Genomic DNA, 15,988 nt, shown 5'->3' on the forward strand with positions numbered 1-15,988 from the left:
CACTCTTGTGCAGCTTTTTCTACACATACAGGCCACGCATATCCTTGGATCTCGTCGCAGAATATCGATCCGACTCACGGCTCTGGCTGATTCTTCAGCACATCAAGCATATCCTCAAGTTTTGTTATACATTCTTTTCGCGCGGTGCCGCTTATCCGCTATTCTGGGTTTGAAATACGCTGGGTCAGATCCGCTCGTTCTTGTCCAAATTTAATCAGGTTGCCGTCGGGATCGAAAACGTAAAGTTCATCCATACACCACGCAGTGTTTACAATGTCTCCCAAAGACGATAGCTTGGCGCTTAATTCACTATGAACTGCTTGAATATCTGAAACACGCCGATAGCAGGAAGTATTTTCTGCAATATTTCTGTCGCTACAGTTCCAAAAACGGAGTTCAGTTTCTCCTCGAGCCGCAATGTCGCATGTATCGCGTATCTGAGAGGTCTTAAATTCGAGCACCGATTTGTAGAATGAACGAGTGCGTTTCATGTCCAACGACGCGAGGACCGGTATAGCTTTGCCAAAATTTGTACTCACCATCATTGCTCCAAAATTCGAAATATACCTGAGTTGAGTGCAGCCGACCCTGCGTAAATATATAGTGAAAGTGCCAGAGCTTACCCGCTATAAATAGCGTCCCGGATCTTTAACAGCTCGTTTCGAGTGAGGAGGGGGCTACTTCGCCACCGTGGCTAAATCGTGACTGAATTTCACGGGCCGTAACAAAAGTGAGAAACCACGGCGTCCAGTGAGTCCCTATTTTGTGCTGTCACCCGGCTTCAGCTAACAACAGGTTCATGGCGCGTCCACTCAGACTTCGAGCCTTTCCTAGTTCGGTTGGCGTGAACTGGTCGGCTTGTTCTAAAAAGAAACCCGCCCTATAGGCGGGTCATCTCTATACGATGCTAATACTTATCTGCTTTCCAAGTTTGTGATACGCAGATTCGATGAACTCCAATTTTGTCGAGTGCTGTAAATCAAAAAGGCGATCCACCTGGGGCATATGAACATCAAGGCGACGTGCCAATTCTGCTTTTCGTACTTTTTGGCCGAGCATTTCGTTCATTAACAAAACTTTGGCAGTTACCAAAGCCTGCAGGGTGACTGCAGGTTGAGCTTTTTTTACTTTGGAAGGCATTGGAATCTGACGTTTTTCGTCGAAATAGATTTCAAGCGCTGCTACCAGCGCTTCCTCAGCGTTCAATAACGCTTCCTGTTCATCGTCCCCGACAGAGTTTGCTTCTGGTATATCGGGAAATCCGACCAGTAAAGTGCCATTATCGTCTGGCGTGAGCGTGACTGGATAAATTAGCATGGTGAACTCCTACAATTATTTCTAAAAACTCCAGGGCTATGTCCGATCGTAGAAGGCGCTTTCGAGCCTCTCAAGTACTATTTAATTCCAAGATCCTTCTTAATTTTATGAACCAAACCGGTACCGATTTCTTTTGATCCATGATTTGGAAAAATCGTTGTTTTCCCATTAAGCGTTACCTTGAGGTGGCTAGATCCGGAGCGGTGCATTTGAAAAGTTGCACCTTGTTTCTCTAACCACTTTCGGAACTCGCTGTACTTCATAGTCGCTCTGTATGATTTGATAAACAAATTATACAACAAAAATGTAATATAATTTAATATAAAATTAAATAAATATGTTGTGTTTTTCGGGCGTTGTCTATATCCACGGGCTGCTGGTAGCCTTTCGCGCCCGTCCATTCAAGCCAGCCGTCGGCAGGCACACCCATACGTCCGTGTACCGTCAGCGTTTCCAGGATAGGGAGTTATTCAGCGCCTTGTCCATGCGAGCGTTGCTCACTGGTAATCGTTTGTACCTGGGACGGGGCATATCCCCAGAATTGGCGTTTCATACTAAGGGGCCAGCCAAAGCCGTCATCAGGACGCGGCGGAACGCCCCAAAGAAGCAGGAAGGGCCGGCAGAGCACCGGCGGTTTGATTGGGCCGCTCGACCCACGAAAGTGGAAGTCTCGGCATCCCGCATGAATTTAAGCCAACGCCCGGCCAGTTCGGCTGCTGCGAGCAATCCTGGTCTATGACTTCATCGCCTCGGCGATCAGTTCGACTGAACGCAGTCGCGCCTGATGGTCGTAGAGGTCGGAGACGATCATCAACTCGTCGGCACTCGTTTCGGCAATAAACGCTTGCAGACCTGTGCGCACGGTATCTGCGGAACCGACAACCGAACGCGCCAGCATGCGCATGGCCTGTGCCTTTTCCTGAGGCGACCAGTAGGTTTCGATATCGTCGATGGGCGGCTTGCTGACCCCTTGCCGAGCCCGGAACATGTCGGCAAACGACATCTGCTGGGTGGTGGCGAGCCGCTTTGCTTCGTGGTCCGTATCGGCGGCGATGACGTTGATGCCGACCATTGCATAGGGCCGGTCAAGTTGCTTGCTAGGCTTGAAGCGGCTGCGGTAGATGTCGAGGGCAGGTCGCAGCATGTCCGGTGCAAAATGCGAAGCGAAGGAGTAAGGCAGGCCGAGTTCGGCCGCCAGCGTCGCCCCGAAATTGCTCGAACCCAGTATCCACAGCGGCACGTTGGTTCCGGCCGCCGGCACGGCAATAATGCGCTGATCTGGAGCGGCAGGCGCAAGAAACGCCTGGAGTTCCTGCACATCCTGCGGAAACTGTTCGGAGGCGCTGGCAGAGCGCCGCATCGCTCGCACTGCGATCTGATCGGTGCCCGGCGCGCGGCCCAGTCCCAGATCGATGCGTCCAGGGTAGAGTCGCTCCAGCGTGCCGAACTGTTCGGCGATGATGTAGGGCGCGTGGTTCGGCAGCATGATGCCGCCGGCGCCGACCCGGATCGTCCTGGAGCCGCTGGCGATGTGGGCGATGGCTATCGAGGTTGCGGCGCTGGCAATCCCCACCATGTTATGGTGCTCGGCGACCCAGATGCGCTTGTAGCCCCATTTCTCCGCATGAGATGCAAGGTCTCGCGCGTTGTCGAGCGCCATCCGGGCGTCGGTGTCCTGCGTGACTCGGACAAGTTCCAGTAGCGAGAGGGCCGTCATTTCGACTCCTTCCCGGCAGCGGAATGCTCGATCGCATCGACTGTCTCATGCAACGCGACGGCGTCGCTAAAGCTGGGCGCCGAGCGTGTGCCGGAACGTATATCCTGCGCGATCAAGGCATAGACGCGGGCGACATTGCGGGCGACCGAGTTATCTGGCCAGTCGCTATAGGCCGAGGCGGGCGGCGTCAACGGTGCAAGCTCGCTCGTATCACCGTTGGCGCCGCGGATGGTCAACTGAACCATCTGTCCGTGGCCATTAGCGCCTGTTACCTGGATGTCGCCTTCCGTGCCGTTGATCTCCCACAGCAGGTTGGTGCCGCGGGACATGCCTCCGCGATAATGGATCGAGAATGCCGCGCCGCTCTCAAGCGCGCCATGTACGAGGATCTGGTCATGCGAGGTTGAGGGAATCATCTTGTCCGTATCGGTGACATACACTGTATTGCGGCGGTTGATCATGCGTGCGGACAAGCCGCCGAAACCACCCAGTACCTCGCGCATACCGGCAAGCGTATGTCCCAAGGGGATGCTGAGCAGGGTTGCCCCATTGCTCTTATCATAAAGATAGGCATGGGCTGCGTCGGTTTCGCCGCCCCATGAGCGACCACTGCCCACAAGCGTCGTCGAGAGCACCTCGCCAACATAACCGTCAGCGATGAGTTGGCGAAGGTACTCAATCTCTGGGGCGACGCGCATTTGTGTACCGACTGCCGCGACAACGCCCTTGGTTTCTGCAAGATCGGCCAATTCCCGCGCCTCGGCAAGGCCGTTGCCTAGCGGCCATTCACAATAAACGTGCTTACCCGCGTTCAACGCCGCTGCCACCAGTTCGCGGTGATGCGGTACCTTGACGGTGACGACGACCAGGTCGATCTCGGGCGAATTGACTAGCGCTTGTGCATTCTCAAATGCATGCGGCAGGCCGAATGCTTCGGCGGCGTTCCTGGCGCTGGCAAGGCTGGTGTTCGCGACGCCAGCGACGACAAAGTCGTTCGGTAGGGCCTTCAGCGCCGGAATATGGGCCGTGGCGGCCCAGTGAATGCCCGGATTAAGGCCGATGAATCCAACACGGATTGGCTTGTCAGTCATGTGGTGCTCCAGCTTTGCTAATGGGGTAGGGCAGATTGGCCGCATCCTGGACCGTTCCGCTATTGAGATAACCGAAGGCGAGGATCTCCTCTATTTGCTCCGGGGTTGCGCCATATTTGCCGGCCTTATCGCGGACGAAAGCCGAGCCCACTGCGCTTAGAAACAGCGCGGGTGCGGAAACCGACTGCCTGGCTGCGCCTTCGGCCTGGGCGCGTGAGAGAAACTCGGCCGTTATCGAGACGAGTGTGCTACAGGTGACGGCCAAAGGCGACGCCTGGGCTTCGAAGGCGTTTATTAACGGTTGAGGCAGACCGTTGAAGGCACTGAGATAGTCCTTGAGCGCTATCATCCAGGCGCGAAGCGCAGTCTGCGCGCACGGCTTCGCTGAGGCTTCATCGCGACGGGACAGGAGCTCCTCCTGCCGTTGATGCAGCACCTCGCACAGTAAGTGTTCGCGCGTCGGAAAATGGCGATACAGCGTGCCGGGTCCAACCTTCGCTTCCCGCGCAATTTCGTCGAGCGACGTATTCACGCCATGCGCAGCAAAGTGCCGCGCCGCAATTTTGAGAATGCTGTCGCGATTTCGCCGCGCATCTGCGCGCAGTGAGCCCTTCTCTTCGGGCCGATTCGTGATCATAGGTAGGTCCCTTTCGACACTCTAGCAGGTAAATAGAGACATGCTCCAGGCAGCACGTTTATTATATGGAGATAGTCTCCGTATAATAAACGGAGACCACCTCCGTGTCAATCTGATGCAATCAAAGGGAGTGAACGCCGACGGCACGGAACTGTATAGGCCTGACTAACGCCGATAGCTAATTCTGTGGCGCACCAAGTTTTGTAAGACGCTCCTTGCAGTCCTTTCCATCGACGTGAAACCGTAGGATTTTTTAATGGGTCTCTCCTAAACAGGCGTTGTATTCAGCCATTCAATGTATTTTTCTGAGACCTAAACTGCTTCATTATTGTTTCGACCTGCCCCATGGTCCAAAAAACAGTCTCAGGTAGTGGACTAAAAATGCTAAAGTTCTTTATGAAAAAAGGACCAATTTCGTTCACTATGATGTTTTTCAGGCTTTCGAGTGAGTAGGGGTTGCGAGAAGGCGTTGGGTAAGGTCAAAGAATGAGTGCGTAATCCTTCGTGAATTCCGGTAATGACTCGGTAACTGTCAGTAAGCACGACAAAACAGGTGTGGCATAAGTGTGTCATGAGTGGCTGAAAACAATGGAAATTGATCGCAAAAATGCTGCATATCGCATCAGTGCGTTAATTTGTAGGTCATTAAACTTAAATGGATAATGGTTTACAGCGCTTTGCAATAAATACGACTCATAGTCCTTTGGTCGCTGGTTCGAGTCCAGCCGGGGACCAAAGAAAGCCTTTAGAATCAATAAAAAAAGCCGTTTTATTAAGCGGCTTTTGTTGTCTGGAATGGCGAAAATTCAGATTATATTGGACTGCTTCCAATCGCGAGCACGATATCAACCAGGGAAAAATGAGAAAAAACCAACGAGAAAAGTGGAAACATCGCTGAGAGACCGATCAAAACCCGCCAACTGATGGTGGGTCTTAATTTGCTATCTATCCCAACTCATGGGTCTCACGATAACTGCTCGATATCGCCCGGCTCCCGCCATTTGGAAGTTTATCCAATGACGTGCCTTCATCATTGATTTTGAAATGTTGGGAATTATTCTGCTCGCACAGGTTCAGGAATGCTGCATCGAGGGCGAAAGTGTCAGCTTCGAACGCTGATTCATAGACCGTGACAGTTCCGCCACTGTTGAGATAAAACTTGAATATATCTCCTTGCACCGACGGCATTGTATATTGAGGCCCCTTCCGATATCTCCCCACATACAGGTTAGGGGATCGGGTCAACTGTTGATTCGCCCATTGAAAGAAATTCACCGCATATCTCCTTGTTTAAGTAACCACTATACACCGTTCTCTATAGGCAAAAAAAACCAGCCGTCAAGGCTGGTAAATCACCCAAATAGCAGGTGAGGAGACAGGTCAATTATAAAGCCTGGCAGGATAGGGGATATTCAAGGATTGTTAATTATCTGAGTGAGGTCAGTGGAGCGTTAGAATCAACGGGAACTGGCAAGGCAGCAATTTCGGCAGATATGGTTGTGCGTCTTTCTATTCTGCTTGGAACGAGCAGTGGGTTATGAGCAGGTATGCAGTCTGACTATAATCTATGGCAAGCAGAGCAAATCAGGCATGATTTTGTTGTGCCGTTAACTAAAGCAATCGCATAAAATAAATGCATTTTTTCCTGATGATGGTAAATAGTCGCCAGGTTATAAAAAGGCACCTGTTTTTGGGCGCGTTTCCCAACTCCCATCATAAGGCACCCAGCCCATAACCGGCTCATTGGTTTTCTTATTGATTCGGGGCGCGCCATGTTTGTCGGTCACTTGGCCGCGATACATGATTTTAAGGCCGCGTGTGCGCATATGCTTCTTGGCAAGATCGATCCAGTCCTGGCAAAACTGCGGGGCATCAAAGGTGAGCGATACCTGCCGATGGGCGCCGGTCTTGTATATCTGTTCTTCATAGCCGTCGTAGAAAGCCTGTGTGGAGGCATTCCATTCGGGAGGAGGAGATTTCTTGCTTGCCGATTGTCTGGCAATGACATCTGTCATGCCGAATACACAAAATGCACTCATCGCTTTAACATCTGGTGGGGAAGGGTAAAGATCCGAGATTTTATATGCGACCCGCAGTTAAAGCAAACGGTATGCCATCATATATCTGATACCGGCCCAAGCGCACGCAATCGTGTCTGAACGTTTCCTGCGTCATCGAGCCTGGGTTACGACGGCTGTTCCAGTGGCCAGACCTCTACGACACCATGTGCGACAGCGCAGGGGGTTCTTGACACCATCTCTATGGCCTCGGCCATGTCTTTAGCCTCGATAATGGCGAACCCGGCCACCGGCATGGATGATTTCATGAACGGCTCACTCTTTGTCACGACCTGGGTCGCGTCGGCGTTGCGAACTTGCACCGGGCGGCTCGCGATACCCATCAATACGCCGGCTTCCTGCAATTTCGCGTCGTGTGCGTGGGCTGCATTTCGAATTTCAACTGCGGTGCGATCGTAGCCTTCCCGATCCCCATATCCGATCGTTACAAATTTGGGCATAGGTCGTCTCCTGTAGTTAGCTAAGGTATGGGCTTGTCTACAAGCCGCGTACCATAAATCATACATCAACACCAACGGCGCATCCGATCCAACGCGCGCAATCACTGGCGCACGCTGAATGCTCTGATGAGCAGGTGATTGTACCGGTCGGTAGCTGGTGGACAAGGGCGATGGTTGCGGATTGAACGTCAGCACATCAGACAGTACATGTCAGGCCTGATCGACACTGGTTCCTATTAGCCTGCTACTATTAATTAATTGGCAGGAGGACCAAATGACCAAGCTTCAAGGAAGGTGCCTCTGTGGCGGTGTTCGATATCAAATAAACGGGCCGTTAACAGGGGCACTGAATTGCCATTGTTCTATGTGTCGTAAGGCGCATGGGTCGGCTTTTCGAAGTCGGGCGAGGGTGAAGGCGCGAGATGTTCAATTTTTGCAAGGTGAGGAATTGGTGAAATTTTACGAATCTTCGCCAGGAACTCATCGCGGGTTTTGCAGCATCTGCGGCTCTCCCATATTCAGCAAATTCGATGACGATAAGTCTTGCTATGGCTTGCCGCTAGGAGGCTTGGATGCTGATCCAGGTATCAAACCTGAGTTGCATGTGTACGTCAGTGACAAAGCACCATGGCACGATATTACCGATCGCTTACCGAAATATGACGAAGGCCTATAGTGGCGAAAACTCGTCTAAATGAGGCAGGAGGACTTACGAGCCGCCGCATTAGGAATAACAGAGAAAAGTGGATTAAGACGCGGGTTTTGTACTAAGTGCGGGTCTACATTATTTTCAGAGCGCAAAAGTAGAAACGTAGTTGGTGTTTCGCTCGGAACCTTAGATAATCCCGAGCGATTTGATCCGACATGCCATATTTGGATGTCGAGCAAGCAGCCATGGCTATTACTCGATGATGGGTTACCGCAGCACCAGGAAGGACCATAGTTGAATTCTGGACAATCCGCCTGGAATGACACAAAATTTCTAACACTCTCTTTAGAGCTTCTTAGTCAAAAATATCCTGCTGGTACCAGGAGGACTGCACGGGATTTCTCCAAACCGCTCCCACCCATGTTTTTCATAAAAGCCCGGCGCTTGAAAGCTGATGGTGTACAGAACGGCGGCAGAACAGCCTCGGTTGCGTCCTTCCTGTTCAAACTGCTTCAGTATCGTGGAGCCTAGCCCGCTGTTTCGTAATTCCTCTGGCAGATAAACCAGCTCTATGAATAACAATCCCAATGATGATCGCCCCAGCATTCCACCAATCAATTGGCCGGATTGCTTATCTCTGACAACAATAGCGAGCGATTTTCTGTCGTTGTATTTTGTTATTTCATCGTTGTAGGCGTTTAGGCCAGCGCCGATTATTTCGCTCATTTCTTCTGTAATTTCATTGGTGATTTCTACGGTGTGCTTAGTCATTCTCTATTGCTAATATTCAGTTTGAGGTTTAGAGGGAGCTACATCAATAAACACGATTAAGTCGTTCAGAAGGAGGGCGCAACTTAAATGCCCACATGTGCCTGGCAGACGACACGCAGCAAAGTAAGACCCGTATCAGTGTGGACACGGCATCTCACTAGACCGTATCGACCTGCCTCACCTGCTTACCTTTGCAACCCGATCTTGCATTCAGCAGTAGTCAACCGATTAATTTAACAGATGCGGGATCGATGCCTGCGTCTTTCAGTATCGCATCAAGTTTCTGCTCCAACGTGAGGCTATCTTCCTTCGTGTCCGCCATAGGTAGTCTCAATGCGAACACAAGTTCCTTTTTCAAGGTTAATGGTTCGGCATCGTCTAGATCTTCATCGGCGTTAATTATTTCAGGTGGCCCGCCGACCTTTGAATATGTGATGTCCATAAAGAATCCTCCTGGTTGGATTGATGATTCATTGTACTTCGGCCTAAACAGTAACAGTCAAAGAAATGACACCGTAACCGCGGTCGGCGCTCGCGCCTTTCTGAAGCAGCCAGGTAAGACACGTTTTACAACTGCAATAAATCGATGCTTTTGCCGACTGTCCGAAACAACGATATCCAGTATCTTTTGCGCAAACCGTCCTGATGCAAGAAGGGTTTTCTGTTCTAATGACTATTGAAGGTGATAGCATGCCACTGGAGGTAGGGTCTGCATTGACGAAGATAAACAGGCCAGCAATAAATGTTCCTGGTTCCCTGCTGAGGGGCTTTATCCTTTGCTGCGTCTATTCCGGCGCAACTGAAAAATTGATTTTGTAGCGAAAAAAGTCAATTTTGTGGCGTATCCAGGTGTTATAAGTACGTCCTGTATGTCTTGTAGTCTCTCGAACTATTTTACTGATGCGCTATTTCGCAGTTGTCTATTCTATTTCAATTTTATATTTGGATTATTTACAATGAAGCTTAAATTACACGCGTCCCCAGGTGCCTGTTCGCTAGCCAGCCATATTGTTTTGGAATGGATCGGTGCGCCATATGACATTGCTTATTACTCCGGCGCCGAACGTAAAGAGCCGGCATTCAGAAAGTTGACTCCTGCCGGTGCGGTCCCGGTGCTCGAAATCGATGATTGGGTGCTGACGCAGAACGTAGCGATTCTGAATTTCCTTGCTGACAGCTTTCCAGAATCGAAGCTCAATGGCGATGGCAGTACCAGGAGCCGTGCGCAGATCAATTATGCTTTGGGCATAGCGACCTCGGATATTCATCCGACATTCAAACCGTTATTTGGCACGACTTCTTATCTGGGTGACGAGGTTGCGATTGACATGACCAAGGCCAATGCACGCACGAAAGTGCATACTCTATTTGAAATAATGGATGCGCAGCTGACGGGGCAGGACTGGGTCACTGGCACACGCTCTGTCGCCGATCCGCTTCTGTATGTCATGACGCGCTGGACCAAGAACGTGGGCGTGAAGATTGATGATCTGCCCAATCTGACCGGCTTTATGGGGAAAATGGAGCAGGATACTGGTGTGCAGAAAGCGTTGCAGGACGAGGGATTGCAGAAGATTTTTTAATAGTGCAGTCCAAAGGCAGGGCAGTGGACTGCATTTCGCTAAAGCAAGGGGGCGTTGCCGTGCCTTACCGTTGTTGTGAAAGCGCTGAACGGCTCAGGCTCTCCAGGGAAGCGACGGTTGCGATGCACGCCTGCGCCGCTTCCTTGCCTTTGATCCGGAAATGCTCGAAGAAAAATCGATGCTGATCTTCGCCTTCAAACAATTCACGTGGTGTGAGCACGCAAGACAATACCGGTACGCGCGTTTCCAGTTGAACTTGCATCAGTCCTGAAATGACAGCCTGGGCCACAAACTCATGGCGATAGACGCCACCGTTGACCACCAGCCCGGCAGCAACCACTGCGGCGTAGCGGCCACTTTCAGCCAGCAGCCTGGCATGCAGCGGAATTTCAAAGGCGCCGGGGACACTGACGATGTCGACGCAGGATGCATCCTGGCCAAGGCACGACACTTCTTCCAGAAATGACAGCCTTGCCTGCTCCACGATATCGCCGTGCCAACCGGCTTCAATGAAGGCGATACGACGGGATGCGAGCACCGGAAGGGGCTGGTTGATAACTTTTGTGAGCATGGTAAAACTCCTGTTTTTGAACATATAAAAACAGGGCATGGATAGACAGGAGATGCATGGCGTGCGCATTGCAAGATCTTGGGTTTGCATGCCAAATCATGGACCGGCACAACAGAGCAAACCGGCTGCAACGAATGCAAAGCCAGGCACGCTGGCATGGCCAGCGGTATCCCGCTCTCTCTTTATCCGGACTATGACCGTCGGCCCTGGAATCACACCAGGTCTGCTGACCTTGCCGATGCGTGAGGAACTGCTGCACAGGCAAGCGCTCGCGGGCTTAGCGTCTAGTACGCCATTACCGCCGGTGGGGAATTACACCCCGCCCTGAGAACGTGCGGCGCTTTGTCGGCAGTGCCGAAGAAAAGTCCGCGCACGAATTGTAGCACCAGGTTTGCGTGTGTGGAGGGCTACGCGGGGAGCGTGTATTAAGAAATCCGGGGGGCTATGTACGAAACTCGGGCACCCCTGTATTCACAGAGCCACTCTATAACAATGTCCTAATTTGCCTTGGCGTTCAACAGGGAAGCGCAAACATAGGTGGCGATCAGGCGGTCACTGACCTTACCGACGATATGATCCTGGGAGAACACCATTGTTTGCGCTATCGCTGCAACAGCCGATTAAATCAAGAATCGGCATTAAAATCGAGCGTAATTTACATGTGGCGTTTGAAAAGGACAGTGGATGAAAGACTATTACGGAGCGCGCGCTAACGAGTACGACAGAATCTATTCAAAGCCTGAACGACAGGCCGACCTTCGAAAACTGCAAATATGGCTGCCTGCCTTGTTTGCTGACCGGTCCGTTCTGGAGATCGCTTGTGGCACCGGCTATTGGACTCAATTTTATGCGCCATTGGCAGAGCGGGTCATGGCGCTCGATGCTGCAAAGGAGACGCTGCACATTGCTGCTGGGCGTATCACCACGAACAATGTCCAGCTGATGCAGGGGGATGCATATGAACTGCCCGTTTTCGATGCGCCTTTCGATGCCGCTTTTGCCGGGTTTTGGTGGTCACATATTCCACATGAACAACTCGCCGGGTTTCTCGCCGGCCTTCATAAGGCGCTGGAGCCAGGCGCCAGGATTGTCTTTCTTGATAATCGTTTTGTGCCCGGTAGCAGCACGCCCATAGCGAACTGCGACAGTGCTGGCAACACCTATCAACTTCGTACGCTGGATGATGGTTCAATGCATCGGGTACTCAAAAATTTCCCGACTCGTGAACAATTGCTTGCCGCGGTGTCGCTATATTCGGAGTCTTGCAATTATCTGGAGTGGGAGTATTTCTGGGCGCTTGAGTACACTTTGCATATCCCTTGAGCAGGCTTGGAACACTGGCCGAGTAACGCAAGGATTGGCTTGTCGACCGGGTTGCAAACATACCCGAATAATATATTTTGACAAAGTGAAAGGCCCAATTAGTGTATAAATGTAGGGGTCGATTCAAAGGAGCCTTTATGAAACAACTTATCGCCGCCATCCCGCTAGTTGTGCTGGCTGCCTGCCAGACGCCAACACCTGGGCAGGCCCAGACAGAAGATCAATGCGGTGCCAGTAGCCGTCAAAGCCTGGTTGGAACACAGGAAACGGCTCTGAACAAATCCACCTTACCCAAGGCTACCCGTATCATTCATCCAGATTCAGCCGTCACTATGGACTATTCGGCACAACGCTTGAATATACATGTGGGTAAGAACGGGAAGATCAGTCGTGTGACTTGCGGCTAGGGGCTACAGCACGGGCCGGCTATGCTGCTTCATTACGTAGTTCGGCGGGGCAGGGGGTGAGCCTCGCTCAGTAGCAACGGGTTATTTTCTTAAATAACTCTTGCGCCCGGAATCGCTGTAGCAAAACTGCCCGCCTCTGGGGCCGGTGCAATAATTGCCGCTGCGACAACGACACCCGGCGTCTTTTTTGACAGAAGGGCTCATATTGCGATTATTGGAAAATAGCTGTGCGGCGGATGTGTTGCCATGTCCGTGTGATGCCGAGCAATACTTTTTTGGCCCGTTCACAGACCCGTCATTGCATATAAACGTTTTTCCCTGGCAATGGGATATGTCGCCTTTGGCGCCTAAGGATGGATGGTTTCGAGCCAGCGCCGGCGACATGGCCAAATTGGAAAGCATCACAAGTGTGAATACTAGCGCAGCATTTCTAATTGGCGAAGTACGAGAAATCCTACTTCGCTTGCGCGCGCTTTCTGCACCCGTCAAACGTACTTTCTGCCCCGTGCGGCATGATCTTCGCGCTGGCGCTCCAGGTACCATTTGCGCGATGCCAAGTCTGTGACATTAGTGTCCAGCCACCTGCGCAGCTCCGCCTCCTCGCGTTGAAAGTCGCTCTCTAAGGTTTTTAGATAATGTATATTTTGTTGACTTAAATCGTCCATCCTGGCCTCCTTGTGGGCGGTTCACGGTACAGCATCAAGGCGCAAGGAACCCTTGCGTAAATTTCCTTTTGTGAATATAACATTTATCTAACAAAATACATATTCGGTTACCTAAGGTCGTAATTTTTCAACTAATCGTAGTGCGCCAGCCTGACTGCATAATACAAATGAAATGCCGGCAGCAACGCCAAATTTGAGCAGACAGTATCAAATATTAATACAATTTATTACAATATTTCTTTTCGGCAAAGAGGATTCAGCCGCCGCCGCTGGCATATGCATCACAATGATGGAGGCGTTCATAGCCGTCATCGCACATGCAATATGGATATTTTGTTTTCCGACAGATTCCGCTTGGAAAGGCAATGCTTGCCAGCAAGCGGTCCTCTCCTGCTAGTGATTACCCAGGTTGCCATTTGCATAGTCTGGCACTTTTTTAAGTTTCTTCCCAAACCGGTTACGGCGGGGCGAATCAGGTTATTCTGGATGTCAATAATAAGGAAGAAATACTCATGAAGATCATTTTTTATATTGCCAGCGTTGCTGCATTGTCAGGATGTGCAAGCTCGGATCCCGCACTGCCGACTCAAGCGAATGTGGACTTGAATAAATACATGGGGACGTGGTATGAACAGGCACGGTTACCGAACCGCTTTCAGCGAGACTGCGTAAGCGATGTACGTGCTGATTACACGTTGCTGCCGGGCAATACAATCAAAGTGGTTAACCAGTGCAAACAAAAAGATGGCAGCGTGAAAACAGCACAGGCAGAAGGGCGACTTGCTGCCAATGCAACGGCCCCAGATTTTTCAAAATTGCAGGTGCGATTTGCGCCCAAGTGGACGTCGTGGCTTCCAATGGTGTGGGGCGACTACTGGATAATGAAAATTCATGGGGATTATAAATATTCACTGGTGGGCACGCCCAATCGTCAGTTTTTGTGGGTTCTTTCCCGGGAAAAGCAGGCAGATGAGCGTGTTGTCAACGAGCTGCTTGCGTATGCTGCGAACCATGGCTTTGCTGTTCAGGATATCACCAGAACATCCCAGTAATTGATTAAGGCGATCCGCAAATATCCTGAACCCCGGCTTGCCAGCAAGCAGGCAAGGTGTTGCCTGACCTCAACGCGTTGATTTCGGTGCCAAATTGCATTCAACATAAAAGAGATACCGGCGCCGCAACGTCCTTTATAGGCGCAGCCGATTTTCGCGTTTCATGTTTTCATGTTTTCGTGATTTCGTGATTTCGTGCGCCCGCTCTCGGTGAGCCTGCTATAAAATGGTTTTTTTTGATTCTGCAGGAGTGCGCCCAATGCCTATCAACCGTCTTTGTCGACTTAGCCTAATGATGTGCTTGGCCGTGTTTGTTTCGGGGTGTTCAGGAGGCGGTGGTATCGGTTCTGCCTTAGGTGGCGAGTGCGCCTGGTATCGTGGTAGTTGTTCCTATGAAGGGCCCTATGATGCCGATGAGAAAGACTACGCCGAAGAGGAAGCGGCAAGACTGAATAGAGCCCAGTCTTCGCAGCTGGGCGGCGGCTGGTTCTGGTAAGTAGTTGCTAGTCAGGTTTTTCTCACCATCATCCGGCGCTTACGCGGCGTGTTGGTAACAACGGCATTGCCGCAGGGGCAGATGCTGCGTGGGCCTTCATAACAAATGTAATGCCTTACTGAAAATAGTCCTTCATGTTGCGTGATCCGTTTACATTCTGTCGATAGCCGTTCTCCCTGTCGTAGAAATCGAGAATTTCATTTCGGCCTAGGCCTTCCAAGGCCAGGCAAAAATGGTTGTGATTACCGTTACAAATACCCGCGGGGGCAGTGTCTCGTTCGGCAAAACCAACAAGACCCGCCGTAGCGGGTCTTGTCGTTAGAGCCTGGGACGTTTCTGGATCTCGTGGACTACCCAACTAGTATTTACTATTCATCCTTGGACAGAAGGCAACGGTAGATCAGGCCGCCGGCAATGGCGCCAACAATTGGCACAAGCCAGAAGACCCACAGTTGTGATAGCGCCCAATCTCCCTGGAAGACGGCAACGCCAGTGCTTCGAGCCGGATTTACAGACGTGTTGGTTACCGGGATGCTGATCAGGTGAATTAGTGTCAGCGCCAGGCCGATGGCAAGCGGAGCAAATCCTGCCGGTGCACGCTTGTCGGTGGCGCCATGAATAATAATCAGAAAGAACGCCGTCAGTACGAATTCGGCAATGATTGCCGCCGTTAGTGAGTAGCCCCCCGGGGAATGCTCGCCATAGCCATTGGAAGCAAATCCACTTGCAGACACATCAAATCCTGCTTTGCCGCTGGCGATCAGATACAGCACGCCGCCGGCAATAATGCCGCCTATCACTTGAGAAATAATGTATGGCACCACAGTGCTGAAGGGGATGCGTCCGCCAGCGAAGAGGCCCAGCGTAACGGCTGGATTAAAGTGACCGCCAGAAATATGGCCTACTGCGTAGGCCATTGTGAGTACCGTCAAACCGAAAGCCAGCGCTACGCCGGCAAATCCTATCCCCAATTCCGGAAAACCTGCAGCAAGCACCGCGCTGCCGCAACCGCCGAAGACCAGCCAGAATGTTCCAAATGCTTCTGCACTACATTGCTTAATCATTTCTCTTTCCTTTGTTGTATGGGTTGTGAGCAAATTATGCGATCAATTGGCTAACCAGTGAATCGGCCAGGGTTTACTAGACACTTTTAAGCCTCATAATACTCACAGATGGAGATTATTATGAGCA

General features: G+C 51.3%; 21 protein-coding genes and 1 riboswitch. Of the genes, 7 read left to right on the forward strand and 14 right to left on the reverse strand.

Annotated features, from left to right (window positions below):
* Positions 1-158 precede the first annotated feature (158 nt).
* The 9 genes from INT32_RS18340 to INT32_RS18380 all read right to left on the reverse strand — a co-directional run bounded on the left by INT32_RS18340 (position 159) and on the right by INT32_RS18380 (position 7,280).
* Positions 159-491, reverse strand: a complete 333-nt coding sequence (locus INT32_RS18340; RefSeq protein WP_226817272.1) for a VOC family protein — start codon at positions 489-491, stop codon at positions 159-161.
* A gap of 406 nt (positions 492-897) precedes the next feature.
* On the reverse strand, positions 898-1,317 hold the full coding sequence (locus INT32_RS18345; protein WP_193090151.1) for a type II toxin-antitoxin system HicB family antitoxin: 420 nt from the start codon (positions 1,315-1,317) through the stop codon (positions 898-900).
* Positions 1,318-1,394: 77 nt separating this feature from the next.
* The gene (locus INT32_RS18350; RefSeq protein ID WP_193090152.1) at positions 1,395-1,580 is read right to left on the reverse strand and encodes a type II toxin-antitoxin system HicA family toxin; all 186 of its coding nucleotides are present in this window, start codon (positions 1,578-1,580) and stop codon (positions 1,395-1,397) included.
* Between the two features lie 470 nt (positions 1,581-2,050).
* A complete protein-coding gene (locus INT32_RS18355; protein ID WP_193090153.1) occupies positions 2,051-3,034 on the reverse strand; it encodes an LLM class flavin-dependent oxidoreductase in 984 nt (327 codons plus the stop codon).
* Positions 3,031-4,125 (reverse strand): Gfo/Idh/MocA family protein, encoded by a 1,095-nt coding sequence (locus INT32_RS18360; protein WP_193090154.1) that lies wholly within the window; start codon positions 4,123-4,125, stop codon positions 3,031-3,033. The genes INT32_RS18355 and INT32_RS18360 overlap by 4 nt, the downstream gene beginning before the upstream one ends.
* Positions 4,118-4,762 (reverse strand): TetR/AcrR family transcriptional regulator, encoded by a 645-nt coding sequence (locus tag INT32_RS18365; RefSeq protein ID WP_193090155.1) that lies wholly within the window; start codon positions 4,760-4,762, stop codon positions 4,118-4,120. The genes INT32_RS18360 and INT32_RS18365 overlap by 8 nt, the downstream gene beginning before the upstream one ends.
* A 945-nt stretch (positions 4,763-5,707) precedes the next feature.
* Complete coding sequence (locus INT32_RS18370) at positions 5,708-6,037, reverse strand: hypothetical protein (protein WP_193090156.1); 330 nt, start codon at positions 6,035-6,037, stop codon at positions 5,708-5,710.
* A 395-nt stretch (positions 6,038-6,432) separates the two neighbouring features.
* Positions 6,433-6,801, reverse strand: a complete 369-nt coding sequence (locus tag INT32_RS18375; protein WP_193090157.1) for a hypothetical protein — start codon at positions 6,799-6,801, stop codon at positions 6,433-6,435.
* 146 nt (positions 6,802-6,947) lie between these two features.
* Positions 6,948-7,280 carry a YciI family protein gene (locus INT32_RS18380; RefSeq protein ID WP_193090158.1) on the reverse strand — a complete coding sequence of 111 codons (333 nt, stop codon included), beginning with the start codon at positions 7,278-7,280 and terminating at the stop codon, positions 6,948-6,950.
* Positions 7,281-7,554: 274 nt separating this feature from the next.
* Here INT32_RS18380 and INT32_RS18385 point away from each other — a divergent pair, with 274 nt between their 5' ends.
* The gene (locus INT32_RS18385) at positions 7,555-7,956 is read left to right on the forward strand and encodes a GFA family protein (protein ID WP_193090159.1); all 402 of its coding nucleotides are present in this window, start codon (positions 7,555-7,557) and stop codon (positions 7,954-7,956) included.
* Between the two features lie 18 nt (positions 7,957-7,974).
* Positions 7,975-8,223: a GFA family protein gene (locus tag INT32_RS22435; RefSeq protein WP_193090160.1), complete on the forward strand. Its 249-nt coding sequence runs from the start codon at positions 7,975-7,977 to the stop codon at positions 8,221-8,223.
* Positions 8,224-8,274: 51 nt separating this feature from the next.
* On the opposite strand, the gene INT32_RS18395 is transcribed toward INT32_RS22435, so the two are convergent.
* Together INT32_RS18395 and INT32_RS18400 are read right to left on the reverse strand one after the other, a co-directional pair.
* Positions 8,275-8,700 carry a GNAT family N-acetyltransferase gene (locus tag INT32_RS18395; RefSeq protein WP_193090161.1) on the reverse strand — a complete coding sequence of 142 codons (426 nt, stop codon included), beginning with the start codon at positions 8,698-8,700 and terminating at the stop codon, positions 8,275-8,277.
* A gap of 220 nt (positions 8,701-8,920) precedes the next feature.
* Positions 8,921-9,142 (reverse strand): hypothetical protein, encoded by a 222-nt coding sequence (locus INT32_RS18400; RefSeq protein ID WP_193090162.1) that lies wholly within the window; start codon positions 9,140-9,142, stop codon positions 8,921-8,923.
* Between the two features lie 514 nt (positions 9,143-9,656).
* On the opposite strand from INT32_RS18400, the gene INT32_RS18405 reads away from it, so the two are divergent.
* A complete protein-coding gene (locus INT32_RS18405) occupies positions 9,657-10,283 on the forward strand; it encodes a glutathione S-transferase family protein (RefSeq protein ID WP_193090163.1) in 627 nt (208 codons plus the stop codon).
* Positions 10,284-10,347: 64 nt separating this feature from the next.
* On the opposite strand, the gene INT32_RS18410 is transcribed toward INT32_RS18405, so the two are convergent.
* Positions 10,348-10,854: a 6,7-dimethyl-8-ribityllumazine synthase gene (locus tag INT32_RS18410; RefSeq protein ID WP_193090164.1), complete on the reverse strand. Its 507-nt coding sequence runs from the start codon at positions 10,852-10,854 to the stop codon at positions 10,348-10,350.
* A gap of 169 nt (positions 10,855-11,023) precedes the next feature.
* A riboswitch (FMN riboswitch) is annotated at positions 11,024-11,190 on the reverse strand.
* 348 nt (positions 11,191-11,538) lie between these two features.
* On the opposite strand from INT32_RS18410, the gene INT32_RS18415 reads away from it, so the two are divergent.
* Both INT32_RS18415 and INT32_RS18420 read left to right on the forward strand, forming a co-directional pair.
* On the forward strand, positions 11,539-12,177 hold the full coding sequence (locus INT32_RS18415; protein WP_193090165.1) for a class I SAM-dependent methyltransferase: 639 nt from the start codon (positions 11,539-11,541) through the stop codon (positions 12,175-12,177).
* A gap of 137 nt (positions 12,178-12,314) precedes the next feature.
* Positions 12,315-12,584 (forward strand): I78 family peptidase inhibitor, encoded by a 270-nt coding sequence (locus INT32_RS18420; protein WP_193090166.1) that lies wholly within the window; start codon positions 12,315-12,317, stop codon positions 12,582-12,584.
* 485 nt (positions 12,585-13,069) lie between these two features.
* Here INT32_RS18420 and INT32_RS18425 read toward each other — a convergent pair whose 3' ends face one another.
* Complete coding sequence (locus INT32_RS18425) at positions 13,070-13,249, reverse strand: hypothetical protein (RefSeq protein ID WP_041709350.1); 180 nt, start codon at positions 13,247-13,249, stop codon at positions 13,070-13,072.
* A gap of 512 nt (positions 13,250-13,761) precedes the next feature.
* Between INT32_RS18425 and INT32_RS18430 the strand changes: the two genes are divergently transcribed.
* Both INT32_RS18430 and INT32_RS18435 read left to right on the forward strand, forming a co-directional pair.
* Positions 13,762-14,301: a lipocalin family protein gene (locus INT32_RS18430; RefSeq protein ID WP_193090167.1), complete on the forward strand. Its 540-nt coding sequence runs from the start codon at positions 13,762-13,764 to the stop codon at positions 14,299-14,301.
* 259 nt (positions 14,302-14,560) lie between these two features.
* Entirely contained in the window at positions 14,561-14,797 is a 237-nt protein-coding gene (locus INT32_RS18435; RefSeq protein WP_193090168.1) for a hypothetical protein, read from the forward strand.
* A gap of 368 nt (positions 14,798-15,165) precedes the next feature.
* Here INT32_RS18435 and aqpZ read toward each other — a convergent pair whose 3' ends face one another.
* A complete protein-coding gene (gene aqpZ, locus INT32_RS18440; protein ID WP_193090169.1) occupies positions 15,166-15,861 on the reverse strand; it encodes an aquaporin Z in 696 nt (231 codons plus the stop codon).
* Between the last annotated feature and the right edge of the window lie 127 nt (positions 15,862-15,988).

Origin of the sequence: Advenella sp. FME57, from assembly GCF_014897675.1 — a bacterium.
In the GTDB taxonomy this organism is placed as follows: Bacteria; Pseudomonadota; Gammaproteobacteria; order Burkholderiales; family Burkholderiaceae_B; genus Advenella.